The sequence below is a fragment of the Ornithinibacillus xuwenensis genome (assembly GCF_039614845.1).
In the GTDB taxonomy this organism is placed as follows: Bacteria; Bacillota; Bacilli; order Bacillales; family Amphibacillaceae; genus Ornithinibacillus; species Ornithinibacillus xuwenensis.
The window spans coordinates 87,840-104,767 of the sequence record NZ_JBDIML010000009.1; the positions used below are offsets into that span (position 1 = coordinate 87,840).

A 16,928-nucleotide genomic window follows, 5' to 3' on the forward strand; every position below is an offset into this window, starting at 1 on the left:
TTCCAATATTGGGGAGGAATGGAATTGCGTTACATATGGATGGTACTAATAGTTGTTTCCGTATTATTAGTTGTATTTCTCGGTTTCCCTGAAGCTAAGCAGCAACACGAAGAATACGATGTCATTGTTATCGGTGGTGATCCTGAAGGTGTATCTGCAGCTGTTTCAGCTGCCCGAAGTGGTTCCAATACACTGCTCATTACATCTCGTAAATCCTTGGGAGGCTTAATGACAAACGGCATGCTGAACTACTTAGATATCGGTCTAGATGAACATGGCAAACCGGTTAATAAGGGAATCTTTTCAGAGTGGCACCAATTAGTTGGTGGAAATGTTTCCTTTGATATCGACTTGGCAACAAAGGCTTTTCACCAGCTAGTTGAAAATGAACCGAATTTAACCCTTCTAATAGATAGTAACGTAAGTTCTGTTCATGTAAATAACAATCAAATTGAGAGTATCGCTGTTGATACAGAAGAATTGTCTACTACTTATCAGGCGAAACGCTATATCGATACGACAACAGATGCTACTATTGCAGCCTTAGCTGGAGCATCCTATTTTATTGGACAAGAAGATATTCACAACCCATCATCTACAATGGGTGTCACACTCATCATGCATTTTGATGGGATAAATTGGGATAAGATTAGACAAGTAGCTACCAATGGAAAATTCGGTGAAGCACAGGTATCCACCGACACAGCTTGGGGGTTTTGGGGTATTGTAGACCGTTATCCAAAAAAGCATGCTAATACAAGGCTACGTGGACTTAATATTGCCAGAACAGATGATGGAATCTATATCAATGCCTTACAAATATTTGGTGTAGACGGATTAGATGAATCCTCTAAACAACAGGCTATACAAATCGGAAAAGATGAAACGGAGCATTTTCTCAATTGGGCAAAGGAAAATTTTCCAGGCTTTGAAAATGCCTATATCAAAAGCTATCCAAACGAGCTATACGTCAGGGAGACAAGACATATTCAGTCTCTTTACCAGCTACCTATTTCTGACGTATGGGAAAACAAAACACATTGGGATGGCATCGCCCTTGGTGGCTATCCAGTTGATATGCAAGCAACAAAGCCTAGTGGTGAAGATAAAATCATCCTCAACCCGAAGCAATACGAGATACCATTTCGATCGCTAGTACCTGAAGACTTAACAAATCTACTAGTCGCTAGTCGTTCAGCAGGTTTCTCTTCTCTTGCTGCAGGGAGTGTTAGAATCATTCCAACTGGGATGAGCTTAGGGCAAGCTGCTGGAATAGCTGCACAGCTATCCATTGAAGCAAACCGTAATTTTCACGAATTTAGTGAAGACAAAGCTAACATAAGATCACTACAGGAAACGCTAATAGAAAATGGCGCACGAATAGATGGAAAGGAGAGTCCCTATCCATATCAAAACGACCCAAATTATGCTGCTATCAAATATTTATATTCTCATGGACTAATATTCGCTACCTATACAAATGATTTACAGCTTGAAAAAGAGATAACAGGAGAAGCGTTTAGTTGGATACTAACAGAAGGATTCAAGCGCATTCATGATATGGATCTCTCAGAAGAGGCACATAATCTCACCCTGGAAGAAAACGTAACAAACAGAGAGCTTCTACCTATTGTAAGATCTCTTGAGAAAGATGAAGCAAGCAGCCTTATTGATCCATCTAATTCTAATCCTCTTACAAGAAGAGAGGCATACAACTTAATTGTTAGCTTATTAAAGCTTCAATGGTAGCGGACACGGATTAATAAAAGGATAAAATTCGACCACCCTGCAAATAATACATAACATCTTGTATGCTGAGGTGTATCTATGTTAAATCGCGCAATGACAACGGCTTTACTTGGGATTGGTGCAGCTCAATTCCTAAAGGTACCAATACATTACGCTGAAACTGGTAATTGGGATTGGAAAAAAATGTTTGGATCTGGTGATATGCCGAGCTCCCATTCAGCTGCTGTTACTTCTTTATCGAGTTATATCGGACTTCAGCGAGGATTCTCCTCGATTGATTTTGGAATCAGTAGCATTTTTAGTTTAATTGTCATGTATGATGCAATGGGAATTCGTTGGCAAGCCGGTCAAACCGCAATTGCTGTGAATGATATGTATGAGGAGTTAGAGAAATTAGTTGAACAACATCCAGGTATGTCCTATCGAAAACGAGAGAAGGAACTAAAGGAAATGCTTGGCCACATGCCAATTGAAGTGATAGGTGGAGCAGCATTAGGAATCGCAATTGGGGCTGTTAGTTATTTATTCGATAAGAAATAAAAATGAAATGGTCTGTACGCTTACATGTACAGACCATTTTTTTATCATTCATCATTTAGAATTTCATCAAAAGCAGAAGATACCTTTTCAAATTCTTCATCACTCTCTATTGGTGAGAAGTCACCATCCTGATCTACCTTTAGGAAAAAGATATCAATATCTTCTTCGGTTTCTGCCTGGATATCTTCCACAAAACCAACCGCTACATAAACCGTTCCTTCCATGTTGATGGATGCTAGCACTTCAACCTCATGTTCCTCATTATTTTCATCAATTATCGTAAAGACTTCCCCAACTTCAATGTTTTCCACAAGACACACTCCTTTTAGAATAGGTAATTTTTGAAAAGCGAGATCATAATCCTTATATTTCCAATATAACATGAATTCATACGAAAACATGTCCAAATAAGAAGTAAAATATTTTCTTTTAGAAGTCACTTTTTACTGTAACATTCTGTAATCTATGTTTGATTTTATTCATATCCTATAAAAGAAGTAATTATTTTCGGAGATCAATAAAAAATAGGTAAAAGGAAGATTACGTTGGATGAAAAGTCATTGCTAAAAAAGCTTAGTGAGGAAGAATTAAAAGAGTATATGAAGCATCGAAAGGCATTGAACAATGCATTGACTACAAAAGAAGCTAAAATTCATTATCATCATGCAAAAGCTATTCTTGATGGGAAGGCAAAGCCTCCATCTGATTCTTAATTAATGGCAGCTTTCTTTCTTCAACAAATTAAAAATTGCACTAGTTTTAGGTCTATTATGTTAGGACAGAGATGAACAAAAAATAGTCCATGAGCATACCCTTTAAATACCTAATAATATTTATTAGGTATTTTTTTCAACTTAGAAGAAAAGGGTGTGTTCTGCCGAGTTATCCATATCTTCATTGAATCACTTGGAAATTATTAATCTTACTACTATCGTTACGAAAGGTGTTTTAAATTGGAGGAGTTATGGTGGGTCTGCTTATCGATCATTTTAGGGAGTGCTGGTGGTTATTTTAATATTCTTCTCACAAATGAAGGATTTATTTCTCCTTACCGCTTCAAGGATGAAGATAATAGAAAAAGAACATCACTTGGTTCGTGGAGAGAGCTAATTCTAGGAGGTGGTGCAGGATTTGTATCTTGTATAATTGCCATTTCAACATCCGAACCAACGATTTGGACTATTATTCTTTACGCCCTTCTAACAGGAATAAGTGGTGGTAGCTACTTGGAAAAACTGGCAAACACCTATGTTGCCTCCAGAGTAATGGCGTATAACAAAGAATTAGATAAATTAGAACAAGATAATTCAACTAAAGGGGGAGATCAATAATGGATGTAATCCCTAATAAATCTATTCGTTCCATTAAAAACTTAAGCCAGATGGATGCGGGGAAATATAAGGAGTTAAGGCGAAAACTAAATCAAGCTAAAACTACGAAAGAAGCAGAGTCAATATATAATCAGATTATAAATTTATTAAAATAGGGCTGCTATTGAAGAGCATGCTTCCGTACCGGAAGAGTCCGCTGCAATTTTGAACAAACCAGCAGGAAAAATTTGAGAATTTAATGGATTAATTCGTAATGTTTAATTGTAAATAATATTTTATACAAGAAAAGCCTTGTGAAGATATTTCACAAGGCTTTCCTGATATAATCTATCTCAATAGAAGCTTGAACAGCTTGTGTTCCCTATAGATATTTAGATGAACATGGCCTACCACGTTACATAGCTCCCCTTAAATTCTTCCATGTTCTCATCCTCATACCATACGAGATAATAGTCATTATTCACACGCTGTAAAATAAAGACAATCATATAATCTTCATCTTCACGATCAATAATCATGGAATAATTTTCACCGATATCATTTACTATATTTTGATGCAACTCCGGATTAATATCCTCTGGTTTGATTTCTTCAAGTGGTAGGGCGTCTGTATCTCCTACAGCTAGTAGTCGTTCCGATAACCAGTCCATAAGAGCATATTCGCTTAAGTCTTCATCCTCAAGTAGCGCTGTTAACCGACTAACAGTAGCTTGATCGGATTGCAGTGAAGCTTCATAAATCTTTTTCAGCGTATCCAATGCTCCATTTACTTCAGTCGTGTCATTCCCATGTGAGACATCTACTTGATTATCATTGACTTGCAAATGAAAGTTCCCCTCCTGGAAAATCCAAGCATACACATTGTCATCTACTATACTAGAATAGCCATCTGTTGGATAGCCCATATACTCCGGTTGTCCACCTTCTTTGGAAATTCGATAGAAGAAACGATCCGCCTGCATTGTGAAGTAAACATAATCACCATTTAAGATAGGTGTTGAATAGCCATGAACATCAACCATTAATCCAAGGGATAATTCTTGATCATCAGAGCCGTCTAGGTTCACTTTTCTAAGACTATTTCCCGCAGTATAATAAATGGTCTCACCATCAATTTGCATGTAGCTAATTTCGTCTAGACGAAATAGCGCTTCTTTTTCATCATCAGCTTTTACACGATATACAGTGTCTTGTTCTGATTCATTTTTCACATAAAATAAAGTATCATCCTGTACTGCAAAAGAGTCCACATTCGTATCTATCTGTTGAAGAGTGTCTCCATCACGATCTATCATATACAGGTTCGTACTAGCATTAATGTCTTCACTACCAAGAAATACAATTTTATCGCCATAGACTAACAAAATACTTGGTTGAATATGATCACGATAGATAGCTTCCTTTTCCTGACCATTAAAGTTACTCTTCCAAATCTGGTAGTCCTTTAAATAATAGATATAGTCCTCAACCGCATTTAATTGCGTAATAAATCCAGTATCGATAATAGTTGATTCTCCACCATCTATCGATGCATATAGATGTTCAGAATCAGCGTAATAGCGATAATTCTCAGCTATAGTTGCAATTCCACTATTATATAAATTTCCGATAACATTCCCCTGAACGAAAGCGAGATTAGTATCTTCCATCATGTTTTCATTGGAATCTGCTTTCCCTTCTGTACTGGAGACTGGTGTACCTTCAAGCACGTCATCCAATGTACTACCTTGAGCTGAAACGATATGATACTTCTCATCTATCTCCTTAACAATCCAGCCAAATATATTACTTTCCTCGCTATACTCGACATAGAAAAAAGACCAGCTATCGCCGAATTCTTCATCAAGCTCTTTGACCACGTCAGGCTCCATTAGGTCCTTCGTTAGATGAACATAGGTGACCTGTAGAAATCCTCCTAGCTCCTCTATTTGATCGCTTACATCTTGAATCAAAGCATCGTTGTCACCATTGTATTCTCCAAAATATTTTAGATTATCCTCTATTTTATCTTGGTCATTCTCATCCACGGCTTCGTAAAAATCTATCACCGCATTTACAGCTTTATTATTACCTTCTTTTTCTTCATCTCCACACCCTGTTAATAAAACCCCTAAACAAGTTATGAAGACCACCCACCATATTTTTCTCACCTGATGTTTCCCTCCTGATTGTTTCAAAATGGTCTACTATAGACTTATCGGTAAATTTATACATAACGTGAAGTATTTTTTATTGTAATAAAGGACATAAACCCCTGATAGAATAGTCATTTAGAAAGGTTATCTGCCTGGTAAAAACTCACTATTACATTTTTCTGTTAAATTTACACCTAGTAAGATATAACATATACTAATATACTGGAACGAATAGGCGTTTAGCACCATGAAGAAACACACATACGTTACCCTTCAAACGATCGGATTCGATTAATTTTTCTATATCATTTTCCCTAATAAAAAATGCATATTTCAATATATCTAGTATTATTGCCTCTTTATAGATTTGAGCTAAATGTATATCCTTTAATCTATTATCAAAAAATAATTGTACATGTAACACTTTGTTTAAAGTTGGACTTTTTGTATAATTTTACTAAGAGAGGAAATTAACATGAAAAAAACCCTGCAGAAATCTTTATTATATGAAGAGAAGCGGGCAGTAAAATGGTTTTTATGGCTATTTTATTCCATTTTCTTTATTTATGATATTTTCTATATTTATATATTGCCTGAATTCCCTTGGGATATAGAAGTGGTTAAGTCGACAAATATATCGGATTACTTGTTATATGTTGTCATGATTGTCCTGTTGCCATTATCCATTTACTTTATTAAAAATAACAAACCTGAACTGATAAAGTACTTCTATTTCTTAAGCTATACGATCCTTAATTTAGCTAGAGAGCTGTATTTTTATTTAGGTAATGATTTTACGTATAGTAGTGGTAATTTAGTAGAGATTTATATGGTGTTGTTTTCACCAATCTTTGTTAATAAAAAGTTCTTTTATCTAGTCTCACTTGGTACGATTCTAAAATATTTAGTAGTAGGGGTTACAATACATGACAGTGTTGTTATGTTACCGCTATTAATTGTTGTGGTATTATCATTCATTGCCTATATTATTTTGCACCGCTTTTATAGCTACATGAATTCTGTAAAACGGGCCTATGATGACCAACTAGAAGGAATCGTAAAAGGGATTATTACGACATTAGAACTAAAAGACCCTTATACACGTGGGCATAGCGAACGGGTTGCAGAGTATGCGCTAAGCTTAGCGAAAGCCACTGAAAAATATAAAAAAGAAGAACTAAAGTTTTTTTACTATGCTTGCCTATTACATGATATAGGAAAAATTCATATACCTGATTATATCTTGACCAAGCCTGGGAAATTGACAGCAGACGAATACAATTTAATTAAAATGCACCCTGCAGTAGGTGCTAAGGCAGTTCAAGATGTGGAGGGAATCTCGGATAATATTTCGGTGATTTTATCGCATCATGAACGGTGGGATGGTAGCGGGTATCCAGAAGGATTAAAGGGCACAGACATTCCATTTCTCGCTCGCGTAACCACAATTGCTGATGCATTTGATGCCATGACTTCTTCCAGATCATACCGTTCTGCACTATCCATAGAGGAAGCCTATACACGTATTCTTAACGGAAAAGGGACACAATTTGATCCGGAATTAGTTGAATTATTTACGCACGTATTTCCTGAGTGGAAAGAAATTCATACGAACTATTATCACTCATCCTAATGTGACGGTTCGCTGGTATAATAAATTGTTTTTTTTTGAAAGGGGGTGACATACATGAAAATCCGTAAGCTAAAAAAAATCAAAGCAACTTGCTGGTGGTGCATCTTTTTCCCACAAGGATAATGATGCAGCTTGTTAAAATACTAGTAACCTATTAATCAAAAAAGTGATGGTGTGGACATGAATATCCAGGTTCAATCAAAGATAAGCCTATACCCTTTGCAAATTCGCCCTGATAAAAGGCATTTTATCGTAGAGGAAAGTACAACTGGTGAATTTTATGAAATGCCAAAAATTTGCATCGATGCCATTGAACAAATTAATAAAGGCATAACGCTCGAGCAAGTAGAGCAAGCGTTATTGAAAACTTATCCAGCAGATGAAGTCGATGTCATGTCTTTCGCCCAACAATTAGTGGAGTTTGGATTAGTTAAAGAAATCGATGGCACGGAGTTATCCATAAAGAAAAAAAGTCGTAGGGCTGATGGCTTTGGATGGATATCGCCTAAATTCGGCCGTATCTTTTTTAACAAAGTAACCAATAAGCTTTATATGACCCTATTACTCGTAAACATTCTATTGGTGCTTTCTAATCCAGAACTTCTACCTAATTATAAAGAGATTTTTTTATTTGATTCTATGGTTCTTAGTATTTTATCGTATATGGTAATTTCGCTAGCATTAATCGTCATTCATGAATTTGGCCATATACTCGCAATTCGTTCATTTGACTTACCTACAAAATTAGCTATTGGTCATCGATTATTGTTAATCGTATTCGAAACAGACCTATCTGCAGCTTGGAAGTTGGCTCCACGCCAAAGAAACACCTTATATTTTGCAGGTATGTCATTTGAACAAGTAATCATCACGATAGCTTTCTTGCTCACCATGTTTATCGGAGATGGTAATGCTATCGTGACGGGAGTACTAGCAATTGTCATTTTTGATATTTTTATTAAAACAATTTATCAATGCTGTTTCTATATGAAAACAGATTGTTACTATATAATTGAAAATATATCAGGTAGCTATAACCTAATGGAAAATGGTAAGCAATATTTACGGAAATGGCTTCCATTTATAAAAAAGGATTCTACTACCCAGACATTTCAAGACGAAACATTGGCTGTTCGTCTTTATAGTGTATTTTATGTGTTTGGGTTATTCGTTACCATTGTATTATTCGTAAGCTATTTTATTCCGCAAGCATATTATGCTTATTCTCAAATCTTCACGAATCTATTGTCATCTATTAAAAGTCCTTATTTTTGGGATTCCCTAGTATTATTAGGGCTGACCATTCTAATGGGAGGTCTTTTAATCGTTGCAATGATTAAGAAGCGTTTGGAAGAAAAGTCGGAATAACGATCGTTATAAAACTTACAGGCCCGCGAATGTGGTGCCTTTTTTAATTTTGTTCGAAAACATTGCGTTCATCTGAAACCATTTATATAGTTGGTTATAATTACCAACTATTTTTATAATACAACCAAACACCTAATCACCTCATATAGGACAAGGGTTTAGACAACTTTCCCCCTTTCACAAACCGACTAATTCCGACAATTGGAAAATTTTCTAATACTTAAACGTTAACTTCTATTTATTTATGCCGATATTAGTAGAAAAAGACTTTGCTACTAATAGGGGGCAATTACATGACAAGAGCTTTACAGTTAAAACAGCAAGACGTGAAAAAGAAAAATATTCTAACTTTATCGGTTTTTTCCTTTTCACTACTTAGCGCACTAGCTTTGGCGCTAGTACAAGGTCAGGCAAATAAAGGCATGTTCTATGGAGGAGAACTCTTACTATTGATTGGGAGTTTCTTTATCATAAAGTATGTAGTGAAAAAAGATAATATATATCCCTACTTTATCGTCGGTATTGCCTATATCTCATCATTTATCGGCATTCAATTATTCTCGAGTTCATTATCAATGTTAATTATCTTTTTCTTTTTACTTTTCTTATCCACTAGCTATCTAATGCTACCAGTATTCTTAACGGGATATATTTTAGGGGCAGTAGGTATTGTATACAATAGTATAGCCGCAACTGATCAGGTCATTTATTTAAAGGATAGCTTGTCCCTAGCATTAGTTACCTATGTACTGAGTGGAATCGTCTCTGGGGTACTAATCTATTTAAACCGAAAACAGTTTAATCAGATTGAAGTCCTCTTAACAAACAGTGAACAAGAGGCAAAAGAAAAAGAAGAAAATCATCTTGTTCTAGAGAAGCAAGTCAATAGCATTACTAGTAAAATAACAACTGTAAATTCAAAGGTACAAGAAAACATTATCGCGCAATCAGAGATAACGGAGGCAATTTCAGAAATGGCCTCTGGTAGTTCCGTACAAAATGAAAAAGTATCTGATATCGCACAGAGTATTCAAAATACATTGGCACAAATTGAACAAATGCTAGAAAAATCGAATGCCATTAAACAGGATTTTGAACAATCAACCGATACTGCAACTACAGGAAATCAACTATCGGATGAATTAACAGCTAATATGAATGAATTCCGTAAGCATGTAGAAAAGCTCAGTGAAGCCTTTCATTCACTTTCTAATAAAATACATGAAACCAATTCATTATCAAACGATATCATCAATGTAAGTCAGCAAACGAATCTATTAGCATTAAATGCATCGATAGAAGCAGCTCGTGCAGGAGAAGCAGGTAAAGGATTTGCTGTTGTAGCTGACGAAATCCGAAAGTTAGCGGAAATGACAAATAATACAGCAGAAAAAATAACAAGTAACTTACATGATGTTAATGAAACGAATGATTCTGCACTCGATATTATGAACGAAAATATGCAAATGGTTACGGAAAACTTATCTAAAACAGAGCAAGTAAACTCTGCTTTCAGTAATTTAACCACTGTATTAGAAACGATTAGTACACAGTTCACTAGCTTCCAGTATTTAGCGAACCATGTGAAGGATAATTCTTCTACAGTCGATAATGCCACAAACGAATTAGCTGCCATTATTGAACAATCATCTGCCGCTCTAGAAGAAATGAGTGCTACTGTGGAAAACTTAAATGAACAAAATGAAGCAATAGGCGTGGAAATGAAAGAAACGGAAAAAGAAGCAAAAAGTATTATATAGACTGATAATAGAGACCTAGGAACCAAGTTCCCTAAGTCTCTTTTTTCCATTTCATTCCAGCCTAAAATGTATTACTGTCTCCCCAAACCTTTTATCATCTAGGCTTTAAATCTTATCGATAGATTTTATTAAATTTTCACTGATTTCTACCTATTTGATTACCTATAAACCAACTGAATCTTGCAGCCGATATGTATATAGAATAGAAATACTATCATAGGGAGGACATCACGTGTTACAGAATTGGAAATGGACCAATTTGAGAATTGGTGGTAAGTATGCAGTTGTGTTTTCCATTATGGCTATTATATTTCTTGCCACCATCTCGCTAACCCTTTATTTACTTTTTCAAACGAACACAACCATGGATGAAACGTCGGCTACGAATGAGATAGCGATTAGTTCATCTGAGCTTGTTTCGTATTTTAATGAGAAATATATACAAATTCCAGATTATCTTGTTGAAGAAGATGAGGAAAAACTACAGCAATATCTGACTTCAAGTAAACAGTTTGTAGAAACTGCAAAGTCTTTAAAATTGAAATTAGAGAATCAGGAACAGCTAGACTTATTTAATCAAATCATTGCCAATAATAATGAGTTAGATGAGTACTTTTTCAGCATGGTAGTTCCTCAGGTACAGGAAATAAATACACAGCAGTATACGGAATTACAAGCAGCAACGAATAAACTTAAAGAAAACACCAAGGAATTAGGAGAACAATTAAAAAATGCCGCAACAAAATCAAATCAACTTGCGATAAATGATGCGCATTCAACCATTAACAATACAACAAAGCTCTTATTTATTACTGGTATATTAGCCATTGTAATCTCCTTCATCCTGCTCATCATCATTAGCAGAAAAATTAGCAAAAACCTTAATCTGATTGTGAATAGAAGTAACCAAATTGCATCTGGCGATTTGAATTTGAATGAGCTTACCTATCAAGGAAATGATGAGATAGGACAACTATCCAAGTCTATTAATGATATGGGTGGTAGTCTACGAGAGATGATTCGAGAAATTACGAATCTATCTGTAGAAGTTGACCAACAAAGCAATATCATGTCTAGTACAACAGATGAGGTAAAATTAGGAAGTCATCAAATTGCATCAACTGTTGATGAGTTGGCTACTGGGACAAGTAATCAAGCAAACGAAGCTGCAATTATTTCTGAAAGCACAAATGAATTCAGCTCTAAACTCCAAGAAGCAACCAAGCATAGTCAAGCGTTAGTTGAAGTTTCTAATGGCGTACAAAATGCTTCAACGAAGGGTAATCAACAAATGCAGCAGTCATTAGAACAAATGAAACGAATCCATGAGGTTGTTGAAATATCTGTAACCAATGTAAAAAGCTTAGAAAAGAAAACGAATTCGATAACAGAAATTGTCTCAGTCATTAAGTCCATTGCCGAACAGACAAATCTACTAGCCTTAAATGCTTCGATTGAAGCAGCAAGAGCTGGTGAAGCCGGAAGAGGTTTTGCTATTGTTGCAGAAGAAGTTCGAAAGCTTTCAGAAGAAGTGGCTAACTCTGTGGCGAATATTTCGGACATTATCTTTAGCATTAAGGAAGACACTGTTGAGATGTCCTCACAGTTAACAAAGGGATATCAGGAAACAGATAAAGGTACAGAAGAAATGCAAATTACAAACGAATATTTTACGGACATTAAAGACCAAGTAGAAGATATGAGTCAACGTATCCAAAAGATTGCATCAACCTTCGCTTATTTTGAAAAGTCTAGTCAGGAAATTAATACCTCTGTAGAGCACATCGCAGCAATATCGGAAGAGTCAGCAGCTGGTACAGAGGAAATAGCAGCATCTATTCAGGAGCAAAGTAGCTCGATGGACAATATATCTTCTAGTGCTGGGGAATTGTCACGAATGGTAGATAATATGAATCAGCTTTTGAAAAAGTTCCGCATTTAATAGTAGTCAAGCACAGAGAGGAGACAACAATGAATATGATAATCAAACGAAGCTTGTTACTCATTTTAGCTATTCTTATCACAGCATTTATAGTAGGCTGTTCTAGCGAGTCTTCAAAGACAGATAATCAAGCAAATGACACAACAAAATTAATTGCCAATGAAGAAAAACCGTACATTGGATTTGTATTAGATACATTAAAAGATGAACGTTGGTATAAGGATAAAGAGTTATTTGAAGGAAAAGTAACAGAACTTGGTGGTCATGTTAAAACATTAGCAGCAAATGGTAGTGACGATATTCAGATCACACAAGCGGAGTTATTAATCGAAGAAGGAGTAGATGTATTAGTTGTCGTACCTACAAATGCAGACACCGCTTCTTCTATTGTAGAAATTGCGCATGAAAATGGCGTTAAAGTTATTTCTTATGACCGACTAATCCTTAACGCAGATGTTGATCATTATATCTCCTTCGATAATGAAAAAGTTGGTGAAATGCAAGCAAGCGCCATAATAGCGCAAAGAACAGAAGGCAATTTTGCTTACATTGGTGGAGCAGAGACAGATAACAATGCTGTTCTTCTCCGTCAAGGTACCATGCGAATTTTACAACCATTAATCGATGAAGGGAAAATCAATCTTGTATACGATAATTACACGGATGGTTGGAACCCTGATGTTGCAGAAGAAAATATGAAAGCTGCTTTACAAGATAATGGAAACCAGATTGACGCTGTTATTGCAGCCAATGATGGAACTGCTGGTGGCGTCATTAATGCATTAGCTACCAAGAATTTAGATGGTGACGTTCCTGTATCTGGCCAGGATGCTGAATTAAATGCTATCAAACGGATAATTGATGGAACCCAAACTATGACCGTTTACAAATCCATTAACTTATTGGCGGAAAACGCAGCAGAAATAGCGATTCAATTTGCCAATGAGGAATCCATTGCTACGGATCAAACTATTCCTAATGGAAAAATTGATGTACCTGCTACTTTACTAGAACCTATTGCCGTAACAAAGGATAATATCGAAGAAACCATCATTAAAGATGGATACTTAACTACCGAAGAAATATATGGTAAATAATTGGACTAGCTCTCTACAGCTTTATTTGTAGAGAGCTAGTTTTTAATAATCAGCAGAAAAAACGAAACCTTCAAATTCACTTCATTAAATCTGGTAAAAAGGTTACAATCTCTGGAAAGACTACAATCAACACTAAACATAGAACCATCATACACAGCATTGGGATAACCCCTTTAAATATACGCTGAGCGGGTATGTACTTGACGACACCACTTATGATGTACACACTTAACCCCATCGGAGGGGTTAGTAGACCTATATTCATGACCAATATCATGACAACACCGAACCATACGCCATCAAATCCAAGCATTGTAATAAGTGGATAGACAACCGGTAACGTTAACACAAAAATCGCAATTCCTTCTAAAAATAAGCCTAATATTAGATATACAGCTAATATTAAAAGTAATATGCCTGTTGCAGACAAATTTAATTCTGATACGTACTGTGTGATTTTTACTGGAATAGTGCTTAAAGCTAAAAATTTACTAAATACATCAGCACCGATAATGATAAAGAATATAGCTGCCGTTAAGCGAGTTGTCTCATTCAACGATGCTTTAAAATCTTCCCAGCTCAATCGTCTTGTTAAAACCGTTAAGATAAACGCACCAAATGCACCTATTCCACCAGCTTCAGTCGGCGTAAAGTATCCAAAATAAATTCCACCAATGCTTAAAGCAAATAAAAAGACAAATGGCCAAATGCTTGATAACGACTTCACCTTAACCATGAACGATTTCTTTTCCGATACCGGTGCTAGTGAAGGATTCCTCCATACCATAAAATAAATTAATAGCATGAAGAGAGCCATCTGCAGTAATCCTGGTACCAATCCAGCTATTAATAATTTTCCAATTGGCTCCATTGTTAAGATGCCATATAATACAAGGATGACACTCGGTGGAATAAGGATACCCAGTGTTCCACCAGCAGCCACACAAGACGTTGATAGTGCATCATCATAGCGATATTTTTTCATCTCTGGAAGTGAAATCCTTGCCATGGTGGCCGTAGTTGCATTAACCGAACCCGAAATAGCAGAAAACAATGCACTTGTCCCTATTGTTGTCATCGCAAGTCCGCCCTTTATATGCCCAATCCACGCATCCACTGCTATATATAAGTCACGTCCAAATCCACTATAGGATAAGAACATACCCATTAGAATAAATAGTGGGATTACGCTAAGTGAATAAGAGCTTGCTGTCGAAAATGGTGTTGTACCTAATTGAACAAGAGCTGATTCCCAATCACGAATAATTGCTAACCCAACCGTCCCAACCAGAATAAGCGATATAGCTACAGGAACTCTGATAAGAAATAGTAGAAGTAGAACAACAATACCTACTATTCCAACTAGCTCTGGACTCATTACTTATTCACCGCCAATCGAAAGTAGGTAATTGCCTTAAATACTGCTGTTAGCATAAAAATAATCACTGTAAACGAAATAACAAATAAAAAGGGGTGAACAGGCAGCATTAAATCCGTTGTTGTTGAATTTCTCTCCATCATACGTAATCCATTTTCAAAAATATGTCTTGCCATAAAAAACAGCACAACTGAAATAACGAGTTCAATCAGACCATTCAAACGATACTTTGTTTTCTCAGAGAAACGATCAAGTAGAAAATCAATCGTGATATGGTCACCCTTGCGATGCGTTATCGCTAATGCGAAAAAAACAACTAATGCCGCACCCAGTTCCGTCATCTCATAGCTTCCTTTAACTGGTTGATTCAAAAGATTTCGACCGAGCACATCCAACGTAATAATTGTCATGATTACAAGGAGAAATACATTGGCAATAAGCTGCTGAATATCTACTATTCTATTTAATACCCGCTCAGATTTCTCTAATATTTTGGGCATCGTATTCCTCACTCCTATTTACCACTTAATTCTACTGCGCGATCATATACTTTCTGTCCAGGTAGCCCTTTTTCTTCTACATTATTAATCCAATTTTCTATGGTTGGATTAATGTATTCCTTCCATTCTGATAATTCATCCTCGGATAACTCATAGATTTCAATTCCTTTTTCTTTGGCCTGTTCTACTGCTTCACTACCATACTGATCGAATGTTTCACCAGTTTTTGTCGCCATTTTCTCACCAGTTAGCTCCTTAAGGGTAGCCTGGTCCTTTTCACTAAGACTATTAAACACATCCTCATTCATCACGACAAACATGGTGGTAGAATAGAAATTCCCTACAGTTGCATAGTTAATTACTTCATCTAACCCCCAAGTCTTTACCGCTTCCCAAGGAGCAATCGTTCCATCAACAACACCACGCTCTAACGCTTCAAAATTTTCATTCATTGGCATTGAAACTGGTGTAGCACCAAGTGCTTCTAACCATTCACTAGTTTCCGGAGAAGGAGAACGGATCTTCATTCCCTTTAAATCTTCGATACTTTTAACCTGTTTATCTACCGTAAATAGCTGACCGGGATCTGTTGTATAGAGCCATAACGGTACAGTTCCAGCATACTCTTCATCATAGTCATCAAATTCATCATATAGCTTCCATAGATTTTCAGAACCTTTAACTGCAGATTCCGCCATAAACGGTAGCTCCATCACCGATGTTAGTGGGAATTCACCTGGTGTATAGCCATGAACACTTAATGCAAAGTCAACTGAACCCGTTGCAGCAGCATCAAAATGCTCATCCGGATTTGCTAAAGCAGCCCCTGGATATGAAGTTATCTTCACCCTTCCATCTGTTGCCTCTTCCAGTTCTTCACTAAATGATTGAATCTCCTCTTCCATAAAATGAGTGGGTGGAAAAAAGTGTGAGAAATCCAGCTCTATCTCTTCGCCACTGGAATTAGAAGTTTCTTCATCCCCACATGCAGCTAGAAACAGTAATCCAAACCCTGCTACTAGTAATAAAATACACTTCAACATTTTGACCTTCAATGTGATCTCTCCTTCTAAAAATAAAGTTTTAGAAAACGCTTACATTAAAGTCTACAAATATCTGCTCCTTAAATTATATACATTATCATATATTATTTAGAATACGATATCAATAATATAAAGAATATTTTATATTTTTAGTTTTATTTTACCGGTAATGACCTAAGTTGACCGGTTACCGTTGGGTATTTAGAAGATGAAATAAAAAAGGCTGCGTGCTACAACCTCCTGCCTATGTAACTACAAAACGTATTAAGAGTGGTTGAGCGAGAATTTTTTGCTAAAAAAAACCGTCTGGATCCATTGGCAAGAATGGTACCGACCCCCGAAAGTTAGAGTGAAAATCTAACTTTCGGGGGTGTTTTTTATGGCTAAATATAGTGAAGAATTTAAAATAAAGCTTGTAACCGAGTATTTATATGGGAATCTTGGATATGGAT

At 36.1% G+C, this 16,928-nt stretch carries 15 protein-coding genes; 10 read left to right on the forward strand and 5 right to left on the reverse strand.

Annotated features, from left to right (window positions below):
• Positions 1-24 precede the first annotated feature (24 nt).
• Positions 25-1,749, forward strand: a complete 1,725-nt coding sequence (locus tag ABC228_RS17900) for an FAD-dependent oxidoreductase (protein WP_345826547.1) — start codon at positions 25-27, stop codon at positions 1,747-1,749.
• Between the two features lie 78 nt (positions 1,750-1,827).
• The gene (locus ABC228_RS17905; protein ID WP_345826548.1) at positions 1,828-2,289 is read left to right on the forward strand and encodes a divergent PAP2 family protein; all 462 of its coding nucleotides are present in this window, start codon (positions 1,828-1,830) and stop codon (positions 2,287-2,289) included.
• Between the two features lie 44 nt (positions 2,290-2,333).
• Here the strand turns inward: ABC228_RS17905 and ABC228_RS17910 are convergent, their stop codons facing one another.
• Entirely contained in the window at positions 2,334-2,600 is a 267-nt protein-coding gene (locus ABC228_RS17910) for a DUF1292 domain-containing protein (protein WP_345826549.1), read from the reverse strand.
• Positions 2,601-2,834: 234 nt separating this feature from the next.
• Here ABC228_RS17910 and ABC228_RS17915 point away from each other — a divergent pair, with 234 nt between their 5' ends.
• From ABC228_RS17915 to ABC228_RS17925, 3 genes are all read left to right on the forward strand, one after another.
• On the forward strand, positions 2,835-3,002 hold the full coding sequence (locus ABC228_RS17915) for a hypothetical protein (RefSeq protein WP_345826550.1): 168 nt from the start codon (positions 2,835-2,837) through the stop codon (positions 3,000-3,002).
• A 240-nt stretch (positions 3,003-3,242) separates the two neighbouring features.
• Positions 3,243-3,620 (forward strand): hypothetical protein, encoded by a 378-nt coding sequence (locus tag ABC228_RS17920; RefSeq protein WP_345826551.1) that lies wholly within the window; start codon positions 3,243-3,245, stop codon positions 3,618-3,620.
• Positions 3,620-3,775 (forward strand): hypothetical protein, encoded by a 156-nt coding sequence (locus tag ABC228_RS17925; protein ID WP_345826552.1) that lies wholly within the window; start codon positions 3,620-3,622, stop codon positions 3,773-3,775. Before ABC228_RS17920 ends, ABC228_RS17925 begins: the two co-directional genes overlap by 1 nt.
• 231 nt (positions 3,776-4,006) lie before the next feature.
• On the opposite strand, the gene ABC228_RS17930 is transcribed toward ABC228_RS17925, so the two are convergent.
• Entirely contained in the window at positions 4,007-5,770 is a 1,764-nt protein-coding gene (locus tag ABC228_RS17930; RefSeq protein ID WP_345826553.1) for a DUF5050 domain-containing protein, read from the reverse strand.
• A gap of 460 nt (positions 5,771-6,230) precedes the next feature.
• Here ABC228_RS17930 and ABC228_RS17935 point away from each other — a divergent pair, with 460 nt between their 5' ends.
• From ABC228_RS17935 to ABC228_RS17955, 5 genes are all read left to right on the forward strand, one after another.
• A complete protein-coding gene (locus tag ABC228_RS17935) occupies positions 6,231-7,388 on the forward strand; it encodes an HD-GYP domain-containing protein (protein ID WP_345826554.1) in 1,158 nt (385 codons plus the stop codon).
• A gap of 180 nt (positions 7,389-7,568) precedes the next feature.
• On the forward strand, positions 7,569-8,756 hold the full coding sequence (locus tag ABC228_RS17940; RefSeq protein WP_345826555.1) for a peptidase: 1,188 nt from the start codon (positions 7,569-7,571) through the stop codon (positions 8,754-8,756).
• A 293-nt stretch (positions 8,757-9,049) separates the two neighbouring features.
• Entirely contained in the window at positions 9,050-10,516 is a 1,467-nt protein-coding gene (locus tag ABC228_RS17945; protein ID WP_345826556.1) for a methyl-accepting chemotaxis protein, read from the forward strand.
• Positions 10,517-10,748: 232 nt separating this feature from the next.
• Entirely contained in the window at positions 10,749-12,458 is a 1,710-nt protein-coding gene (locus tag ABC228_RS17950) for a methyl-accepting chemotaxis protein (protein ID WP_345826557.1), read from the forward strand.
• 29 nt (positions 12,459-12,487) lie between these two features.
• Positions 12,488-13,555, forward strand: a complete 1,068-nt coding sequence (locus ABC228_RS17955) for a sugar ABC transporter substrate-binding protein (RefSeq protein WP_345826558.1) — start codon at positions 12,488-12,490, stop codon at positions 13,553-13,555.
• 76 nt (positions 13,556-13,631) lie between these two features.
• Here ABC228_RS17955 and ABC228_RS17960 read toward each other — a convergent pair whose 3' ends face one another.
• Genes ABC228_RS17960 through ABC228_RS17970 form a run of 3 tightly spaced genes read right to left on the reverse strand, consistent with a single transcriptional unit; the run spans position 13,632 to position 16,488 of the window.
• Positions 13,632-14,933 (reverse strand): TRAP transporter large permease, encoded by a 1,302-nt coding sequence (locus ABC228_RS17960; RefSeq protein ID WP_345826559.1) that lies wholly within the window; start codon positions 14,931-14,933, stop codon positions 13,632-13,634.
• Positions 14,933-15,433, reverse strand: a complete 501-nt coding sequence (locus ABC228_RS17965; protein ID WP_345826560.1) for a TRAP transporter small permease — start codon at positions 15,431-15,433, stop codon at positions 14,933-14,935. The genes ABC228_RS17960 and ABC228_RS17965 overlap by 1 nt, the downstream gene beginning before the upstream one ends.
• Positions 15,434-15,447: 14 nt before the next feature.
• A complete protein-coding gene (locus ABC228_RS17970; RefSeq protein ID WP_345826561.1) occupies positions 15,448-16,488 on the reverse strand; it encodes a TRAP transporter substrate-binding protein in 1,041 nt (346 codons plus the stop codon).
• Positions 16,489-16,928: the final 440 nt, after the last annotated feature.

Coding starts and splice junctions, on each gene's coding strand:
- ABC228_RS17945 (WP_345826556.1), top strand. CDS start 9,050: ATGACAAGAGCTTTACAGTTAAAACAGCAAGACGTGAAAAAGAAAAAT.
- ABC228_RS17965 (WP_345826560.1), bottom strand. CDS start 15,433: ATGCCCAAAATATTAGAGAAATCTGAGCGGGTATTAAATAGAATAGTA.
- ABC228_RS17925 (WP_345826552.1), top strand. CDS start 3,620: ATGGATGTAATCCCTAATAAATCTATTCGTTCCATTAAAAACTTAAGC.
- ABC228_RS17960 (WP_345826559.1), bottom strand. CDS start 14,933: ATGAGTCCAGAGCTAGTTGGAATAGTAGGTATTGTTGTTCTACTTCTA.
- ABC228_RS17955 (WP_345826558.1), top strand. CDS start 12,488: ATGAATATGATAATCAAACGAAGCTTGTTACTCATTTTAGCTATTCTT.
- ABC228_RS17940 (WP_345826555.1), top strand. CDS start 7,569: ATGAATATCCAGGTTCAATCAAAGATAAGCCTATACCCTTTGCAAATT.
- ABC228_RS17935 (WP_345826554.1), top strand. CDS start 6,231: ATGAAAAAAACCCTGCAGAAATCTTTATTATATGAAGAGAAGCGGGCA.
- ABC228_RS17905 (WP_345826548.1), top strand. CDS start 1,828: ATGTTAAATCGCGCAATGACAACGGCTTTACTTGGGATTGGTGCAGCT.